We start from the raw sequence: 13,892 nt of genomic DNA, 5'->3' as shown, positions 1-13,892 counted from the left end.
CTAATGGTAAATACTTGGCTTACAGCTGTGCCGCTACCGGCTTGATCTGCATATTATCCTGCAAGGCACCCATGCCTTGTGTAACAATCCGGTCGCCGGCTTTTAATCCTGTCTTCACAATGTTGTATTGTCCACCTGGCATTTCTTCCAACGTCACCTCCACACTCTTCACCGCATTTTTACTATCGACGACGTATACGAAGGTTTTCTCCTGGATCTCGAAAGAGGCTTTCTTAGGTATAAGCAATGCTTCTTTGCGAAGCATGGGTATACGGATAGTCGCGCTGGCGCCACTCCTGATCAGCCCTTCTGGATTGGTAAAAGCAGCGCGCATATTGGCTGCACCGGTGTTGACATCTATTTGACCTGTTACGGTTTCTATACGTCCCTTCCCGGTATATTCAGTGCCGTTCGCCAGCAGCAACAGCACTTCCGGCAGCTGTGCCAGCTTTTCGGCAATCGTTTTTCCGGGGTAACGGGCTGTCAGGTCCAGCAGCTCCTTTTCGTTGAAGGCAAAGTAAGCGTGTATCTTATGCGTGTTGGAGACTACCGTAAGCGGCAATGGCGAGCTGCTGCTCACCAGGCTGCCGGGTTTGTAAGGCAGGCTACCTACAATGCCATCGACCGGGCTGCTGATAGTAGTATACCCTATATTGGTATTGGCATTCACCAGGCTGGCCTTCGCCTGTGCCAGCGCCGCTTCCCGGGCCTGCAAGGTATATTTGGCGGACTGCAATTCGTAATTACTGATGATACCCTCTTCTACGAGAGGAGCCGTTTTCTCCACCTGCATACCAGCCGTATGCACATCTGCCTGCGCACGTTTGATCGCCGCAGTAGCCGTTCTCACCTCTTGCTCGTATTGCGGCCCATGTATCTTGAACAGCAGCTGTCCCTTTTTTACTACCGCACCTTCATCTACATAGATATGTGCTACGAAACCGTCTACTTTAGGTCTGATCTCTATATTCTGTTCTCCCTGCAGTGTAGCAGGGTAATCGTGTTGTAGTGTAACCGCCTGCGTAGTGACCGTCATTACGGGATAGTCGGCCGGCCCCGCTGCTGCTGCGGCATCCGGTTGCCCCTTTACACCACAGGCGTAAACAAATAGCAGGTACATAAAACCTACAGCGGTCATGGCGAAGGTTGTGCTCTTTTTCATGTTATTATAGTGTGTGTTAAATGCTGAAAACATATTTTCTAGTAATAGCATGCCCAGGCTGCTGCACCCGCCGGGGCGCAGCCAGTACGCTATATCGTATATATATTTGAGTGGTTTGCTTCCTGTACTATATCCTGTAAAGACCAGAATATAGACAACTATACAGGAGATAATGTGACAAGCGTTTGCTATTTCCTGCAAAAATCTATTATACAGCCAACATATTATTTCCTGAATGTCGGATTGTAGAACCAATTTCACGCCTTACCAAAAAAACGCCGCTGCCTGCCAGGCGGCAGACAGCGGCGTATAAGTTCAAGTAGTTGGGAGTCTTTTTGATCTGCTATTGCACGTGAAACGGGAATTACATCAATAAGGCATTACCAGATCGGTGCGCCGGTAGGGATGGAATTGAGTTGTGCATCAGACACATTTTTTATGCCGGACGATTTGAAACGGAACCTATCAAATATCTGCGGCGAACCAATATGACGTTTTATAGTGAAATTATTGCCAGATGGGTTATCTGTAGACCGGTCAATAAAGAATATCCTTCCAGTACTGCTTTCTCTCCATAGATCGCTACCGGCGGATATATAGTAGTCATTGATAGGAACGACAGGCGTATACGATCTCATCGCGTTAGTAGAGATATTAAAGATACCAATGAAGGTATTATAGTCTCTTATCCAACGCAGCCTTCCGTCCATCATCACATATACGGCACCATTCTGTGGATTGTGAAAGAAATCGCCATCTTCACCCAGCGTCACCAGGTTCTTATTGTAGATGTACCTCAATGCCTGGATATCGCTGGCCGTAAACGGACGGTCACTACCATCCGAACAAGCCAACATAAAACTGTTCGCATCTACATCCGGATTGGTGCCGGGTATATGAATAGCCCCCACGCCGGCATCACCTTCATTAGGATCTGTAGGACGGCCCCACTGATCATATTCAATACCACAACTGCTCCTGCGATTAAAATAATCCGTATGGCGCAGACCAATAGCATGCCCGATCTCATGGGCCATGATCGTTGCCAGCCAACCCTCGTTAGGCGTTGCACCGATCACATTAGCATTCAGTAAAATCGGACTGGCAGGATTGCCATTACTTGGGAAACCGGCAGAACGCCCGAGTACATTATTCCCAAGGTTAGCAAACTGTATATCTATATTACCACCACTGGCTACACGCTGAAAGTTAATACGAAGTCCCAGCGTATTGTACCTGGCAATCGCCACATCTGCAGCAGTCGTATAGGCAGGGGGCAGGTTTGTAACGGATACCGTAATGGTGCGTGTGCTGGGGAAATAGGTTACCGTGTTATTAGTACGATACTGTTCAGTAGTACCTATCCGCAAAACCGTAGAAACAGCTTTCTCTTTCAAACTTTCTTCGGACATGAATATATCACCTTCTACCACATATCCCCCCTCTACTCGTACAATACCCTTTGTACCAAAGCCTTCGGCCTTGAGTTTATTGATCACTTCAGCAGGAATAGGTGCATCTTGTCCAGATACCACTTCTTTCTCTTTCTGACAGGAAAATAGGAACAGGCTTCCACTTAACAACAGGCAGGGCCATGCCTTCAATAGTCTTTTCATAAGTACTAATTTTGATTTTGGTTAGGAATGATGGATTAACATGCGTGACAGCATGATCAAAAGACTCCCAATAGGTTCCACCATCAGGTATAAGATGTTCGTATAGGTTTATTAACGGTTATTATTTGTTAACGGTTATTATTTGTGCTTTACCAGGTATGCGTTGTCGGATTCGTAAGTGTCTTTCTGAAATTTATTACGTCGCATTTAGTGGTACGCTTTACCGGCAATCCAGTGCTGTAAGCAGTGCTATATTCTCTTTATGGCGTGGAAACAAGTTGGTAATGTATTTAATGTCAAAGCCCATCATCTCGTGTGTTCGCATTTTAAAAAATAATCAGTTTGACAATATACATTTTTATATCGCTTTTTGCAACCTCATTTTATGTACGCCAGCATATAGGTCATAGGGAGAAATTTTTCCCTGGCTGAATCTTTTCTCCCTTATTGCCCACCGTTGGCAGTCATTCGATATTTGCATTGTCAAATAAAGCACATACGGCAGCTAGCGCCAGCAAGTATATACTAACCATCACACGTAAACGATAAACAGGAAATGACAACGATAGCGAATCAAAATAAATCAGTGACCCTGATCGGCCTGGGGCCGATGGGACAAACGATGGCACAACTTTTCCTTGACAAAGGGCTCCGTGTTACTTTATGGAACCGTACCCCGTCGAGGGCTGCCGCCCTGGTAAGTAACGGTGCGATACTGGCAGACACGCCATCCGCAGCACTGGCTGCCAGCGAGCTGATCATCCTGAGCCTTACCGACTATCCCGCCATGTACGACATACTCGGTGATGCCGGCGATGCTCTCAAAGGCAAAGTGCTGGTCAATCTCAGCTCCGACACACCGGAGAAAGCCCGGGAAGCCACGCGCTGGGCACAAGAGCGCGGGGCAGCCTTCATCGCCGGCGGCGTAATGGTACCACCGCAGCTATTGGGTGGTCCTACCTCCTACGCCTTCTTCAGCGGACCTAAAGACCTGGTCGATGCACACCATAGCACCCTGGAGATCATCGGACGTGTGGACTACCGGGGTGAAGACCCGGGATTGGCTCCCCTGTATTACCAGGCCCTGCTGGATGTCATGTTCACCAGCACAGCAGGCGTACTGCATGCCGCCGCACTACTTGGCAGCGCAGGAGTAGATGTGGCCACCTTTTCTCCCTACATACAGGACTTTCTCAAATTCATGAGCGTGCTGCTGGCCGATGTAGCCGACGACGTGGATAACCGCCGCTACGACGGCTCACTTAACAACATGATCATGATGGCAGCCACCACAGATCATATTGTAGATGCCAGTCAGCAGGCAGGTGTCAGCACGCGGCTCCCCAAACTGATCCGTGAGATCTACAATGAAACAGTCGCAAAAGGATACGGTAAAAACGGGCTCTTTAGCATTTATGAAGTACTGAAACAACCTTCGTGAATGGTCGCCGGGTATATAAGCTACACACCTTAATACGATCACATACGATCACCTATCTGCTGGCAAGCTGCTGATCCAGATACGTCTTATCTCGGCAGCTGCTGCTAAATTGTGATAGTCCGGACCAAACAAAGTAAATTTCTTCCTGCTGTGTTGCGGATCGGTATAATAGCCTACGACCCCGAGTATTGGGTCTTTCACCGGGAATGGTCCCATAGGTAGTTCCTGCCAGGCGCTGTCCATTTTACCGGCCAGTTCCTGCAGACTTACCGGCAGGCCGCCTTCTTTTGTCGGCCAGATGGTCACCTGTGTGACAGTATCATCCATCTTATTCACCTCCAGTTGAAAACTCTTGCCGGTAAAGATTTTAGAGTACTGATCAGTTGTGATTTGCAGGCTATCTGCCGGCTGGAATAATGTGGAGAAAAAGGTACCGGCACTATCTTTCGGGAGGGGAATTGCCGCCGCAATAGCCAGTAGTTTATCTGACAGCGTTCGCGGTACTTTGACACGGCTGTCTGTATGTCCAGGGGCTTTGCTGCTATTGCTACAGGCACTGAACAACAATGTATAGCAGGCCAGGTGTATTATTAGTATACGCATCATAACGTTTTATTTTTGAGATGCTACAGGCTACTCAATCACCAACGAGATTCCTACACCTGGCAAAGTATATAAAATAGGCCAAATAAAACCGGGGCTGACCTAAAAGTAGGTTTTTACTTTTAGGCCAGCCCCGGTTCTGTATTATTGACAATGTTATGGTAATTCGCGTATCCAGATGTTACGGAAGCTGAGCGGTTCGCTCTTATCGCCATGCGCCTGTAGTTTGATAGGGCTGGGACCGTGCGCCTTCCTGTACGCCGGGTCGCCGATGTATTGGGTGGGTCCTTTCAGTTCGGTCGCATTCTGTACCACCACTCCGTTGAACAACACGGTCACTTTCGCAGGATGTACTACCTGCTGGTCGTCACCGAATACGGGTGCTGTCCAGATGATATCGTAGGTCTGCCATTCTCCTGGCTTGTTTGTCGGATTGGCTAAAGGCACATATTGTTTATAGATACTGCCGGCCATGCCATTCGTATAGGTCTTGTTGTTATAAGAGTCTAATACCTGCAGCTCGTATCCGGCGTCGCCTTTGCCAGTAGAAGCCAGGAAGATACCGCTATTACCGCGTCCCTGACCGGTACCGGTGATATTAGCAGGTACTCTCCATTCTATATGCAGCTGGTAGTTGTTGAAAGTTTGTTTGGTCTCGATATTACCTACCTGCTTGTTAACGGTCAGCAATCCTTTTTCCACTTTCCATTTAGCCGGTGTATTGCGGTCGTCTGCCATTACCCATTTGTCCAGGTTGGTGCCGTCAAACAGTACGATGGCATCAGAGGGAGCATCTCCGAGTTTTTTAGCCGCCTTCACTTCGGGTGGTACCGGTGTATACACTTCTGTTTCTTCCGGCTTGGTTTTCTCTTGCGCCTGCGCCACAAAACATCCTCCCGCTAAAATCATGGAGAGTAAGTATTTCCTTTTCATAATCGATTATTAAGTTGGATTAAATGATTGCTAATACGTTCTATCTCCCGGAACGAGGTCCGGGGCCAACAGCAATAATATACAAATTATCATGCCATTGCAAGGTTTATTTGATGAACGTACATCCACCGGCTACCGTTTCAATATCGTAGACTATGCTAACACCTCCTTCTTGTAATTAGTTATAAGCAAATAACAATCAAATCATTATAAATAAACCCAAAAAAAGTATGTCTTACTTGTCACGTTTTTATTTTGAGAGATGTCTTCCTGATATACAATTTTAAAAAACCGCATTATATGCAAGCCGTTAAAGTATCTTACACCGTACAACCTTCTTTTGTGGCCCAGAACCAGGCCAATATTGCTGTTGCCCTGGAGGAACTCCGCCAGCAGAACAACCCGGATATCCGTTACCATGTGTTCCTGGATCCTGACGGGCAGACCTTTCACCACCTGGCTATCTACCGTGGTCCTGAGGTGGCTAAAGCCCTGTTGGAGATGCCATCCTTCCTGGAATTCCAACGGCAGCGCGACGAAAGTGGCCTGGTAGCGCCCCCACAGATCACGCCGCTCAGTTGGGTAAATGGCTCTTTTGATCCATTCCCCGCCCGATAATCTGTCAACAGGTCTGTCGCCTTTTGCCTGATTACTTTTTTATCAGGTCTGTTGCCTTTGGGAAGGCAACACCGGAATACCTAGCTTAGCGGCTGGGTATTACCTCATTTATCCACCTCAATAAGTAGTTTTGGAAAATTATCAGCAAGTATTATTCCCCTACGCATACAATGTGCTGGGGTCCGCAGAAGATGCCAAAGACGCCATACAGGACGTACTCTCCAGCTATATAACCGTCGATAAGACAGAGATCGACAATGAAAAGAACTACCTGATCAAAAGTGTGATCAACCGTGCGATCAACCTGCGCAAAAAACGCAAAGCGGTACTTAGTGATAATGTATGGCTACCGGAGCCGGTGGCTACAGAACAGGCAGATAACAATATCCACCTGCAGGATATTGCTTCCTATTCAATGCTGATCCTGCTGGAGCAGCTTAATCCCAGGGAGCGGGCGGTATTTATATTGAAAGAGGCTTTCGGCTATTCTCATGACGAGGTAGCGGAGGTGCTGTCTACCACGGTAGAAAATGCGAGAAAGCTGTTGAGCAGGGCAAAAGCCAAACTGAAGCCTGGCAATCAGCCGCTAAAGCTGGTACATCAGCCGGTGGCGGCGGTGCAGGACCTGCTGGAAAAATATATCGGCGCCATCCGGGCTGGGGATACGCAGCGGCTGGAAGGACTGTTCTCACAGGATATAGCCCTGTTCACTGACGGCGGGACCAAGGTACATGCTGTCAAAAAGCAATGTTTTGGTGCTCCCGATGTGGCCAGCCTGCTGGTGTTCGTCTATCACAAATACAATGCGGCGGCTACGTTGGAATTCAGCACGATCAATCATCAACCTGCACTGATCTACCGGCTGAATGGCCGGCTGCAGGGCTGCCAGGTGTTACAGCTGTCAGAGGACGGCTCACATATCGTTGGCATCAGCACGGTGGTAGACCCTGACAAGCTACAGTCGCTGCCAGCGGGGGATATGGCATCATAACATTATGGTCATAGGCACTTAACAGGTATTTAACATGCATGCGGTAGTTTTCGGGTCTAATTAAAAACTTCCTCATGAAAACTGTTCGTTCGTTATTGCTCCTGGGAGCAATTATCGTTGTCGTAGCATCCTGTCGAAAAGAGACTATTGCCCCCACTACCCCCCACCAGGATCGTACTGCCAATACTGAAGCGGCAGCTACCCGCGACAACAACCTCGCATTAGGTAACCCCAGCGGCGCCGGCACATCGGCCAACAATTACCTGGTCAGCCGTTCGCAGTATGTATTATCCTACAACAACAGCCGTGGCATTGCCAACTGGGTAAGCTGGCACCTGAGCAGTGCCTGGAAAGGCAGCGCTACCCGTCAGAACAAGTTCATTTCGGACGCCAGCCTGCCAGGCAATTTCTTCAAGGCGGTCACTTCCAATTACACCAACACGGGCTTTGACCGTGGGCACCTCTGCCCTTCTGACGACCGGGATGGCAGCCAGGCCGACAATGACGCTACCTTCATCCTGTCGAACATCATCCCGCAGGCACCTAAATGCAACCAGCAGACCTGGGGCGACCTGGAGGAATATTGCCGCCAGCTCGCTGCCAATGGCAATGAGCTGTACATCATAGCCGGTGGTTATGGTAATGGCGGGGAGAGTTCCAAAAGCACCAGCCTGGTCTCTACTATCGCTGACGGCAAAATGGCGGTACCTGCCCGCTGCTGGAAGGTGATCCTGGTATTGCCGAATGGTAGTAACGACATCAGCCGTATCAGCGCGTCTACCCGGGTGATCGCTGTAGACATGCCTAATACTCAATCTGTTACCAGCAAGAGCTGGGGTGCTTATCGTACCAGCATCGCCAATATAGAATCGGCTACGGGTTATACCTTCTTCTCCAATGTATCGGCCTCCATCCGGAGCAGCCTGAGAACCAAAGTAGACAATACGGCCCTCTAATATACCACAACATGACATCTGCGGCGAACAGGCATATAGTCCTGTTCGCCTTTCTTTTTGCTATCGGGATCGAAATACTGAAGACGGTACCATTTTCCCCGGGATATTAGGCCTAATTTTGACAAGGCGGTCCTGCTGCCCCCTGCTGTAAGGCAGGCAAATTGCGTAACTTTATAATCATCAAAGGAGGTTGCATATGTATGCTAACAGAAGCGAAGAAATATTTGCCAACTACCTGGCCCTGATCGATCAGCACCTGGATGACCTGGTACATGACCGCATCGATACTATGTATGAGCTAAGAGATTTTGCAGAGAGATTATATATCCATCCTACGCATCTCAGTAATGTAATCAAACAGCTGACGGGTAACCATCCCTGTTATTACTACGAGGAAAAGTTAGTAGCGGTGGCTAAAAACCTGCTTAGCAATCCGACTAATTCCATCGCAGACGTCGCACTTAAGCTGACGTACGATCCTTCCAATTTCACTAAGTGGTTCAAGTCCTATGCGGGTATGAGCCCTTCGGTCTACCGTAAACAACTTGCACAATCAACACTGGATAAGGTATTACAGCCTGTTCAGGTATAACGTATGATATAAAAAAGAACGGGCGTGAACACTGTAAAGCGTTCGCGCCCGTATCTTTATTTAGAATGGCGATAAACAGTTATTAACCTCCTGCTCTCTTCGACTCGTCTGAGTTTCCTCCCTGACGTTCTTTTGTTTCGATCTTATTATTTCCAAAACGGTAGGTAAAGGATACATTCAACGTCCTGTTCTGCCAGCGATTGTTCACACGCAGGTATACATCGTTGTATTCAGCAGTCGCTCTGAAGCGGTTAGAGGCAAATATATCGTTGAGGTTGACTTTAATTGTTCCTTTCTTCTGCAATACGGTTTTCTGTACACCGATATTGGCGCTCCACATGGCCTTTGCGCGCCAGATGCTATATACGTTAGGCGATTCGTACCAACCACTCAGTTCCAGTTTGTAATCTTTAGGTAAGGTAAAGGTGTTGGTAGAATTGAAGCTATAAGCTACCGCCGACCGGGTAAAAGGCTTTATTGGGTCGTTGATGTTATAGTAGTTATAATATCCCCCTACGTTGTTACTGCTATTCCACCACTTCACCGGATCAAATGGTAAGGTAAGATTCAGGGAGTAGGTCTCCTGTGTGCCCAGGTTACGGGAGGTGCTGGTTGTTACCTTGGTTTTTTCGTCTACCAGGAGCCATTCGTCGAAAAGGTCGTTGGTACGGCTGTATCCGAGGGTAGCGATGTATTTGTCTTTGAACGTATATCCTAATTCAACATTGTGGGTATACTCGGGCGTCAGTGCGGAGTTACCTCTGAAGTAGGTGTATTTATCCAGGAAATATATAAACTCATTCAGCTGTCCGTAATTGGGTCTGTTGATCCGTTTGTTGTATGACAACATGAGTTTGTTTTTATCGTTGATTTTATGGTCGATAGACGCGTTGGGGAAGTAGTCCAGGTAGCTGCGTTTCCATTTATTTTTCATAGAAATGGAGTTTCCTTCCGCGTTGGTTTGTTCGAGACGTAATCCGACAACGATGTCTGTCTTTTTGAAGGAGTGTTTATAGATGAGGTATCCTGCCAGGATATCTTCGTCGTAGATAAACTGGTCGTATTGAGAAGGTACTGGTATATATGCTCCTTTTTGCAGGGAATCGTACCGCATGAAGTTTTCTGTGCTGGCGAAGCTGGCTTTGAAGCCTGCTTCAATTTTACTTTTGGCGCCTACTTTTCTTACCAGGTCGGCTTTGATACTTTTGATGGTGGTAAGATTAGAAGGGCGTGTCAGTATGCCGGTTTTGTTGGTCACTTCTTTCGTACTGTTTATTAATACGCTATCTCCCAGTACGTTATTGATTTTTGCGTCGAACCTGGCGTAGTCGGCATCGATGGTGAATTCGGAGCCGCTGGTATCTATTTTCCATTTGTAGTTCAGGTTAGCCGAAAAGCTGTTGAAGCGGTTATTGATACCGATGCCGGTGTAGAGGATGGAATCTATTACGTTAGTTCCCTGACGGCCGATCTGTGTGGCGCTGGGCGCCTGGCGCCAGAAGGCATTGTTGTATCCGTTGACCATTACGCCGATGGACTGTTTTTCCGTCAGGTTATAATCGATGCCTGCTTTATAGTACCGGTTCATGAAGTCGTTGGTTTGGAATACGTCCTGGCGGAATTGCAGGGGTACGTCACCGCCGGTCTTACGGTCCAGTCCACGCGTATTGTATCCCTGGCGGTCGCCGTAGTTGACGTTGGCGAATAGGTTGAATTTTTTGGTGCGCCAGTTGATGTTGCCACCCACGTTATAGAACAGGTATCGGCCACCACCGCCGGCCAGGTTTACGCTACCGTTTATGCCTGTCAGCTGGCCTTTTTTGGTTTTGATGTTAATAATTCCGGAGGTACCGGCGGCATCATATTTGGCGCTGGGGCTGGTGATGATCTCGATCTGGGAGATGGTCTCGGCAGGCATGTTTTTCAGCAGGTCGGTCAATGCTTCGTTGGTGAGGTAGGTGAGTTTACCATCGAGCATAACGGTCACGCCTTGTTTGCCTTTGAGTACGATGTTTTCATCTTTGTCGATGCTGACACCGGGTGCCCGCCGGAGCAGGTCCAGGGCGGTATTACCGGCAGCGGCCACACTACTTTCTACGTTCAGGATCGTTTTGCCTTCACTACGCTCGATAAATGGTTTCTGAGCGGTTACATTTACTGCCTGCAGGCTTTTAGGCGCAATACTGAGTATCATTGTTTTCAGGTCAATGTCAGTATGTTGTGCGTCGATCTTAAAGTTAGCGGTGTTGCTGGTGGTGTAACCCATCTGGGATACCTGTACAAAATAGTGGCCGGTAGCGATCTTTTCGAAGGCACAGTGGCCGTTGGCATCACTCATCTCTCCTTTTACCAGGGAGCTGTCTGCCACTTTACGTATCAATACGCTTGCGAAGGGTAATGGAGCACCTTGTGCATCGGTGATCTTAATCTTTATAGCGCCAGTCTCTTTCGACTGAGCAAGGGTATTGGCTACAATACTAAGCAATAGTAAACTCAACAATAAGAGCTTCTTCATAATAGAGGTTGGGTGTTTTTCGTCGTAATAAAGACGCTGGGGTAAAAAAAAGGTTGCAACCGTTCATCCCGGAATGCCGCCACTTGCCCTTTCGGGGCAAGTAAAACGCGCTATCATGACAACTTGCAATGCTTTCTCTATTATAAAAATACAAAAGCCTCCGTTACGGGAGGCTTTTGCTGTTGTTAAGTTAATCTTGTCAGCGTAACACCTGTTGCAGTTGTTTATCCAGTTCATCTCCTTCTTCACCATATCTACCGATGATGATGCCGTTGGGATCGATCAGTATTTTGGTGGGCAATGAGTGGATACCATAATGTTCGCTGATGTCGGTTTCGTTAGGTTGGTTTTTCATTCTCTTTTCCATATCGAGGCCTCTGAGTACATGTCGCCAGGGCAGGTCATCTTTTGTGACTGCTTTTTTCCAGGCGGAGGGATCGCGATCGTCGTCGGATATGCCGATGAACTCGATGCCTTTGTTTTTGTAGGCGGCGTACAGTTCTTTGAGGTGTGGGTTGCCTTTCCGGCAAGGTACGCACCAGCTGGCCCAGAAGTCGAGCAGTACATATTTGCCTTTATAGTCTGCCAGTGACAGTGTTTTTCCATTGATGTCGGTGGCGTGGAACGTGTAGGCTTTACTACCCGGGGAACCGTTCTTGAGTTGATTGATCTCTTTGGCCAGCTCCTGTCCATCTTTTGTCTGCTGTAATGTTTTGCCCAACTTATTATAATATGCTTCCAGTGCATCAAGTGGCAGGTCGCTGACATGGAACCTGAGCTGGAACAATGTTACGTAGGACTGCGGATGTGCGTCGAAGAAGCGATAGTCTACGGAGTCGCCAGCGGCGAAGTAGGGAGCGAGGCGTTCTCTGATCTCCGCTGCTTTTTCGTGGTCGCGTTCTGCCCGCAGGGAATCCAATTGTTGTTTGTACCGTGCGGTGACGATCTCCTGCTGTGCTTGTAACTGTGCATATTGTGATTGTGTGGCGGACCCTGTTACTATTGCTTTGCGGAAGTCGCCGGCAGGCAATTGCACGGTCATCTTCACTGGTTCCAGGAATAGCGATGTGCTATATCCTTCTTCCCGGTCTTTGCCGTTGAGCACGAGGTAGGACATGGTAGGACGGGCTACTTGTCCACGGAAGGAGAAGCGGCTGTCCTTTATGAGGGAGCTGTCTTTTACCCGGTTACCATTTGTTCCGGTATAGTGCAGATAGAGTTTACCCTCTTTGATCCCTTTTGTTTCGCCTTGTAATATGAAAGCGTCTTTGGTAGACTGAGCCTGCAGGCCGATTGACAATAAAGCGGCGGTGCCCAGTAATATCCATTTGTTCATGGTTGTGTGTTTGAATCTTATTGGATCAATTCTTTTAACTTATTGGCCAGTTCTTCTCCATGCAGGTTGCGTGCGACGATTTTGCCGGAGGGGTCCAGCAGGTAGTTGGCCGGGATGGATTGGATGTCATATTGTTTGGCGACGGCGTTGTTCCAGAATTGGAGATCGGATACATGTGTCCAGGTGAGGCCATCATCGTGGATCGCTTTCAGCCAGGCTTCTTTTTTTCCCGGTTGATCCAGGGATACGCCCAATACGGTGAAGTTTTTGTCTTTATAGTCCTGGAATGCTTTGACTACGCTGGGGTTTTCCCGGCGGCAGGGGCCGCACCAGCTGGCCCAGAAGTCTACCAGTACATATTTGCCTTTGAAGCTGCTGAGGGCGATGATATTACCGGAGGTATCTGCCTGTTTGAAGTCGGGCGCTTGCTGACCGACGGCGGTACGTTTTGCGATGTTTACCGACTGTTGCATGCGTTCGTACAACTTGTTCCTGGTGGCAGTCTTTTGCAGTTTACCTAAGGCTTGTTCCAGTTGTTCCGGTGACATTTCGTATTTCAGGCTGGTAGCAAGGATGAAGGTGGCTATTGGTGATGCGGGATGTGTTTTGACCCATTCTTCATTGAACGCCTTATTTTTCTCTTGCATTTGTTCGATCGCTGGCTTCATCTGGTTCAGGAGTGCGGTATCTTTTTTCATGTAGGCGTCGTTGTATTTTTTATACAAGACATCTGCGCCTGCTGTAGCTATCTTTAGTTGTTGGTGATATTCATTTTCATCTTTTACAAACGGGTCTTTCCCTTCGAGTACGGCATCTTTCAATAATGGGCCTTCTCCTTTAAGACCTACTTTTCCACCTTGCAAGTATAAAAAAGCGGTACTGTTTTCCATCCTTGTTTTACCTACTGTCAGCATGTAGGCACCTGCTTCGAACTTCCTGATCTGGAAGGTGAAGCTACCAGCGGTAGATATGGTTGAATCTTTTTTATCGGCTCCCATTTCCCGGATATATACGGGGGTACCTGCTTCCAGGTCTTTGATGGTGCCTTTGAGTTGCAGGGTTTCCTGGGCTTGTGCTCCTGCTGCGATCAGCATAGTGGCGGCCAGTAATAGTGCTCTTGTCATAGTAT

12 protein-coding genes are annotated in these 13,892 nt (G+C 48.1%); 5 read left to right on the top strand and 7 right to left on the bottom strand.

Annotated features, from left to right (window positions below):
* Positions 1 to 19 precede the first annotated feature (19 nt).
* Together KTO58_RS03450 and KTO58_RS03445 are read right to left on the bottom strand one after the other, a co-directional pair.
* Positions 20 to 1,162 carry an efflux RND transporter periplasmic adaptor subunit gene (locus KTO58_RS03450; RefSeq protein ID WP_095841727.1) on the bottom strand — a complete coding sequence of 381 codons (1,143 nt, stop codon included), beginning with the start codon at positions 1,160 to 1,162 and terminating at the stop codon, positions 20 to 22.
* Positions 1,163 to 1,542: 380 nt separating this feature from the next.
* Positions 1,543 to 2,778: a M57 family metalloprotease gene (locus KTO58_RS03445; protein ID WP_095840726.1), complete on the bottom strand. Its 1,236-nt coding sequence runs from the start codon at positions 2,776 to 2,778 to the stop codon at positions 1,543 to 1,545.
* A gap of 556 nt (positions 2,779 to 3,334) precedes the next feature.
* On the opposite strand from KTO58_RS03445, the gene KTO58_RS03440 reads away from it, so the two are divergent.
* Positions 3,335 to 4,219, top strand: coding sequence for an NAD(P)-dependent oxidoreductase (locus KTO58_RS03440; RefSeq protein WP_095840727.1), 885 nt, complete (start codon positions 3,335 to 3,337; stop codon positions 4,217 to 4,219).
* Positions 4,220 to 4,267: 48 nt separating this feature from the next.
* Here KTO58_RS03440 and KTO58_RS03435 read toward each other — a convergent pair whose 3' ends face one another.
* Complete coding sequence (locus KTO58_RS03435) at positions 4,268 to 4,825, bottom strand: hypothetical protein (protein WP_157753211.1); 558 nt, start codon at positions 4,823 to 4,825, stop codon at positions 4,268 to 4,270.
* Positions 4,826 to 4,978: 153 nt separating this feature from the next.
* Positions 4,979 to 5,755, bottom strand: coding sequence for a 3-keto-disaccharide hydrolase (locus KTO58_RS03430; protein ID WP_095840729.1), 777 nt, complete (start codon positions 5,753 to 5,755; stop codon positions 4,979 to 4,981).
* 300 nt (positions 5,756 to 6,055) lie between these two features.
* Between KTO58_RS03430 and KTO58_RS03425 the strand changes: the two genes are divergently transcribed.
* The 4 genes from KTO58_RS03425 to KTO58_RS03410 all read left to right on the top strand — a co-directional run bounded on the left by KTO58_RS03425 (position 6,056) and on the right by KTO58_RS03410 (position 8,912).
* Entirely contained in the window at positions 6,056 to 6,373 is a 318-nt protein-coding gene (locus KTO58_RS03425; protein WP_095841728.1) for an ankyrin repeat domain-containing protein, read from the top strand.
* A gap of 130 nt (positions 6,374 to 6,503) precedes the next feature.
* Positions 6,504 to 7,364, top strand: coding sequence for a sigma-70 family RNA polymerase sigma factor (locus KTO58_RS03420; protein ID WP_095840730.1), 861 nt, complete (start codon positions 6,504 to 6,506; stop codon positions 7,362 to 7,364).
* 74 nt (positions 7,365 to 7,438) lie between these two features.
* Positions 7,439 to 8,320, top strand: a complete 882-nt coding sequence (locus KTO58_RS03415; protein WP_095840731.1) for a DNA/RNA non-specific endonuclease — start codon at positions 7,439 to 7,441, stop codon at positions 8,318 to 8,320.
* Positions 8,321 to 8,516: 196 nt separating this feature from the next.
* Positions 8,517 to 8,912 (top strand): helix-turn-helix domain-containing protein, encoded by a 396-nt coding sequence (locus tag KTO58_RS03410; protein WP_095840732.1) that lies wholly within the window; start codon positions 8,517 to 8,519, stop codon positions 8,910 to 8,912.
* An 82-nt stretch (positions 8,913 to 8,994) separates the two neighbouring features.
* Here KTO58_RS03410 and KTO58_RS03405 read toward each other — a convergent pair whose 3' ends face one another.
* From KTO58_RS03405 to KTO58_RS03395, 3 genes are all read right to left on the bottom strand, one after another.
* Positions 8,995 to 11,427 (bottom strand): TonB-dependent receptor domain-containing protein, encoded by a 2,433-nt coding sequence (locus tag KTO58_RS03405; protein ID WP_095840733.1) that lies wholly within the window; start codon positions 11,425 to 11,427, stop codon positions 8,995 to 8,997.
* Between the two features lie 199 nt (positions 11,428 to 11,626).
* Complete coding sequence (locus KTO58_RS03400; protein WP_095840734.1) at positions 11,627 to 12,763, bottom strand: TlpA disulfide reductase family protein; 1,137 nt, start codon at positions 12,761 to 12,763, stop codon at positions 11,627 to 11,629.
* Between the two features lie 17 nt (positions 12,764 to 12,780).
* A complete protein-coding gene (locus tag KTO58_RS03395; protein WP_225860035.1) occupies positions 12,781 to 13,887 on the bottom strand; it encodes a TlpA disulfide reductase family protein in 1,107 nt (368 codons plus the stop codon).
* Between the last annotated feature and the right edge of the window lie 5 nt (positions 13,888 to 13,892).

The sequence above is a fragment of the Chitinophaga pendula genome, assembly GCF_020386615.1.
GTDB classification, from domain to species: Bacteria; Bacteroidota; Bacteroidia; order Chitinophagales; family Chitinophagaceae; genus Chitinophaga; species Chitinophaga pendula.
This window is presented reverse-complemented; position numbering and strand designations above follow the sequence as displayed.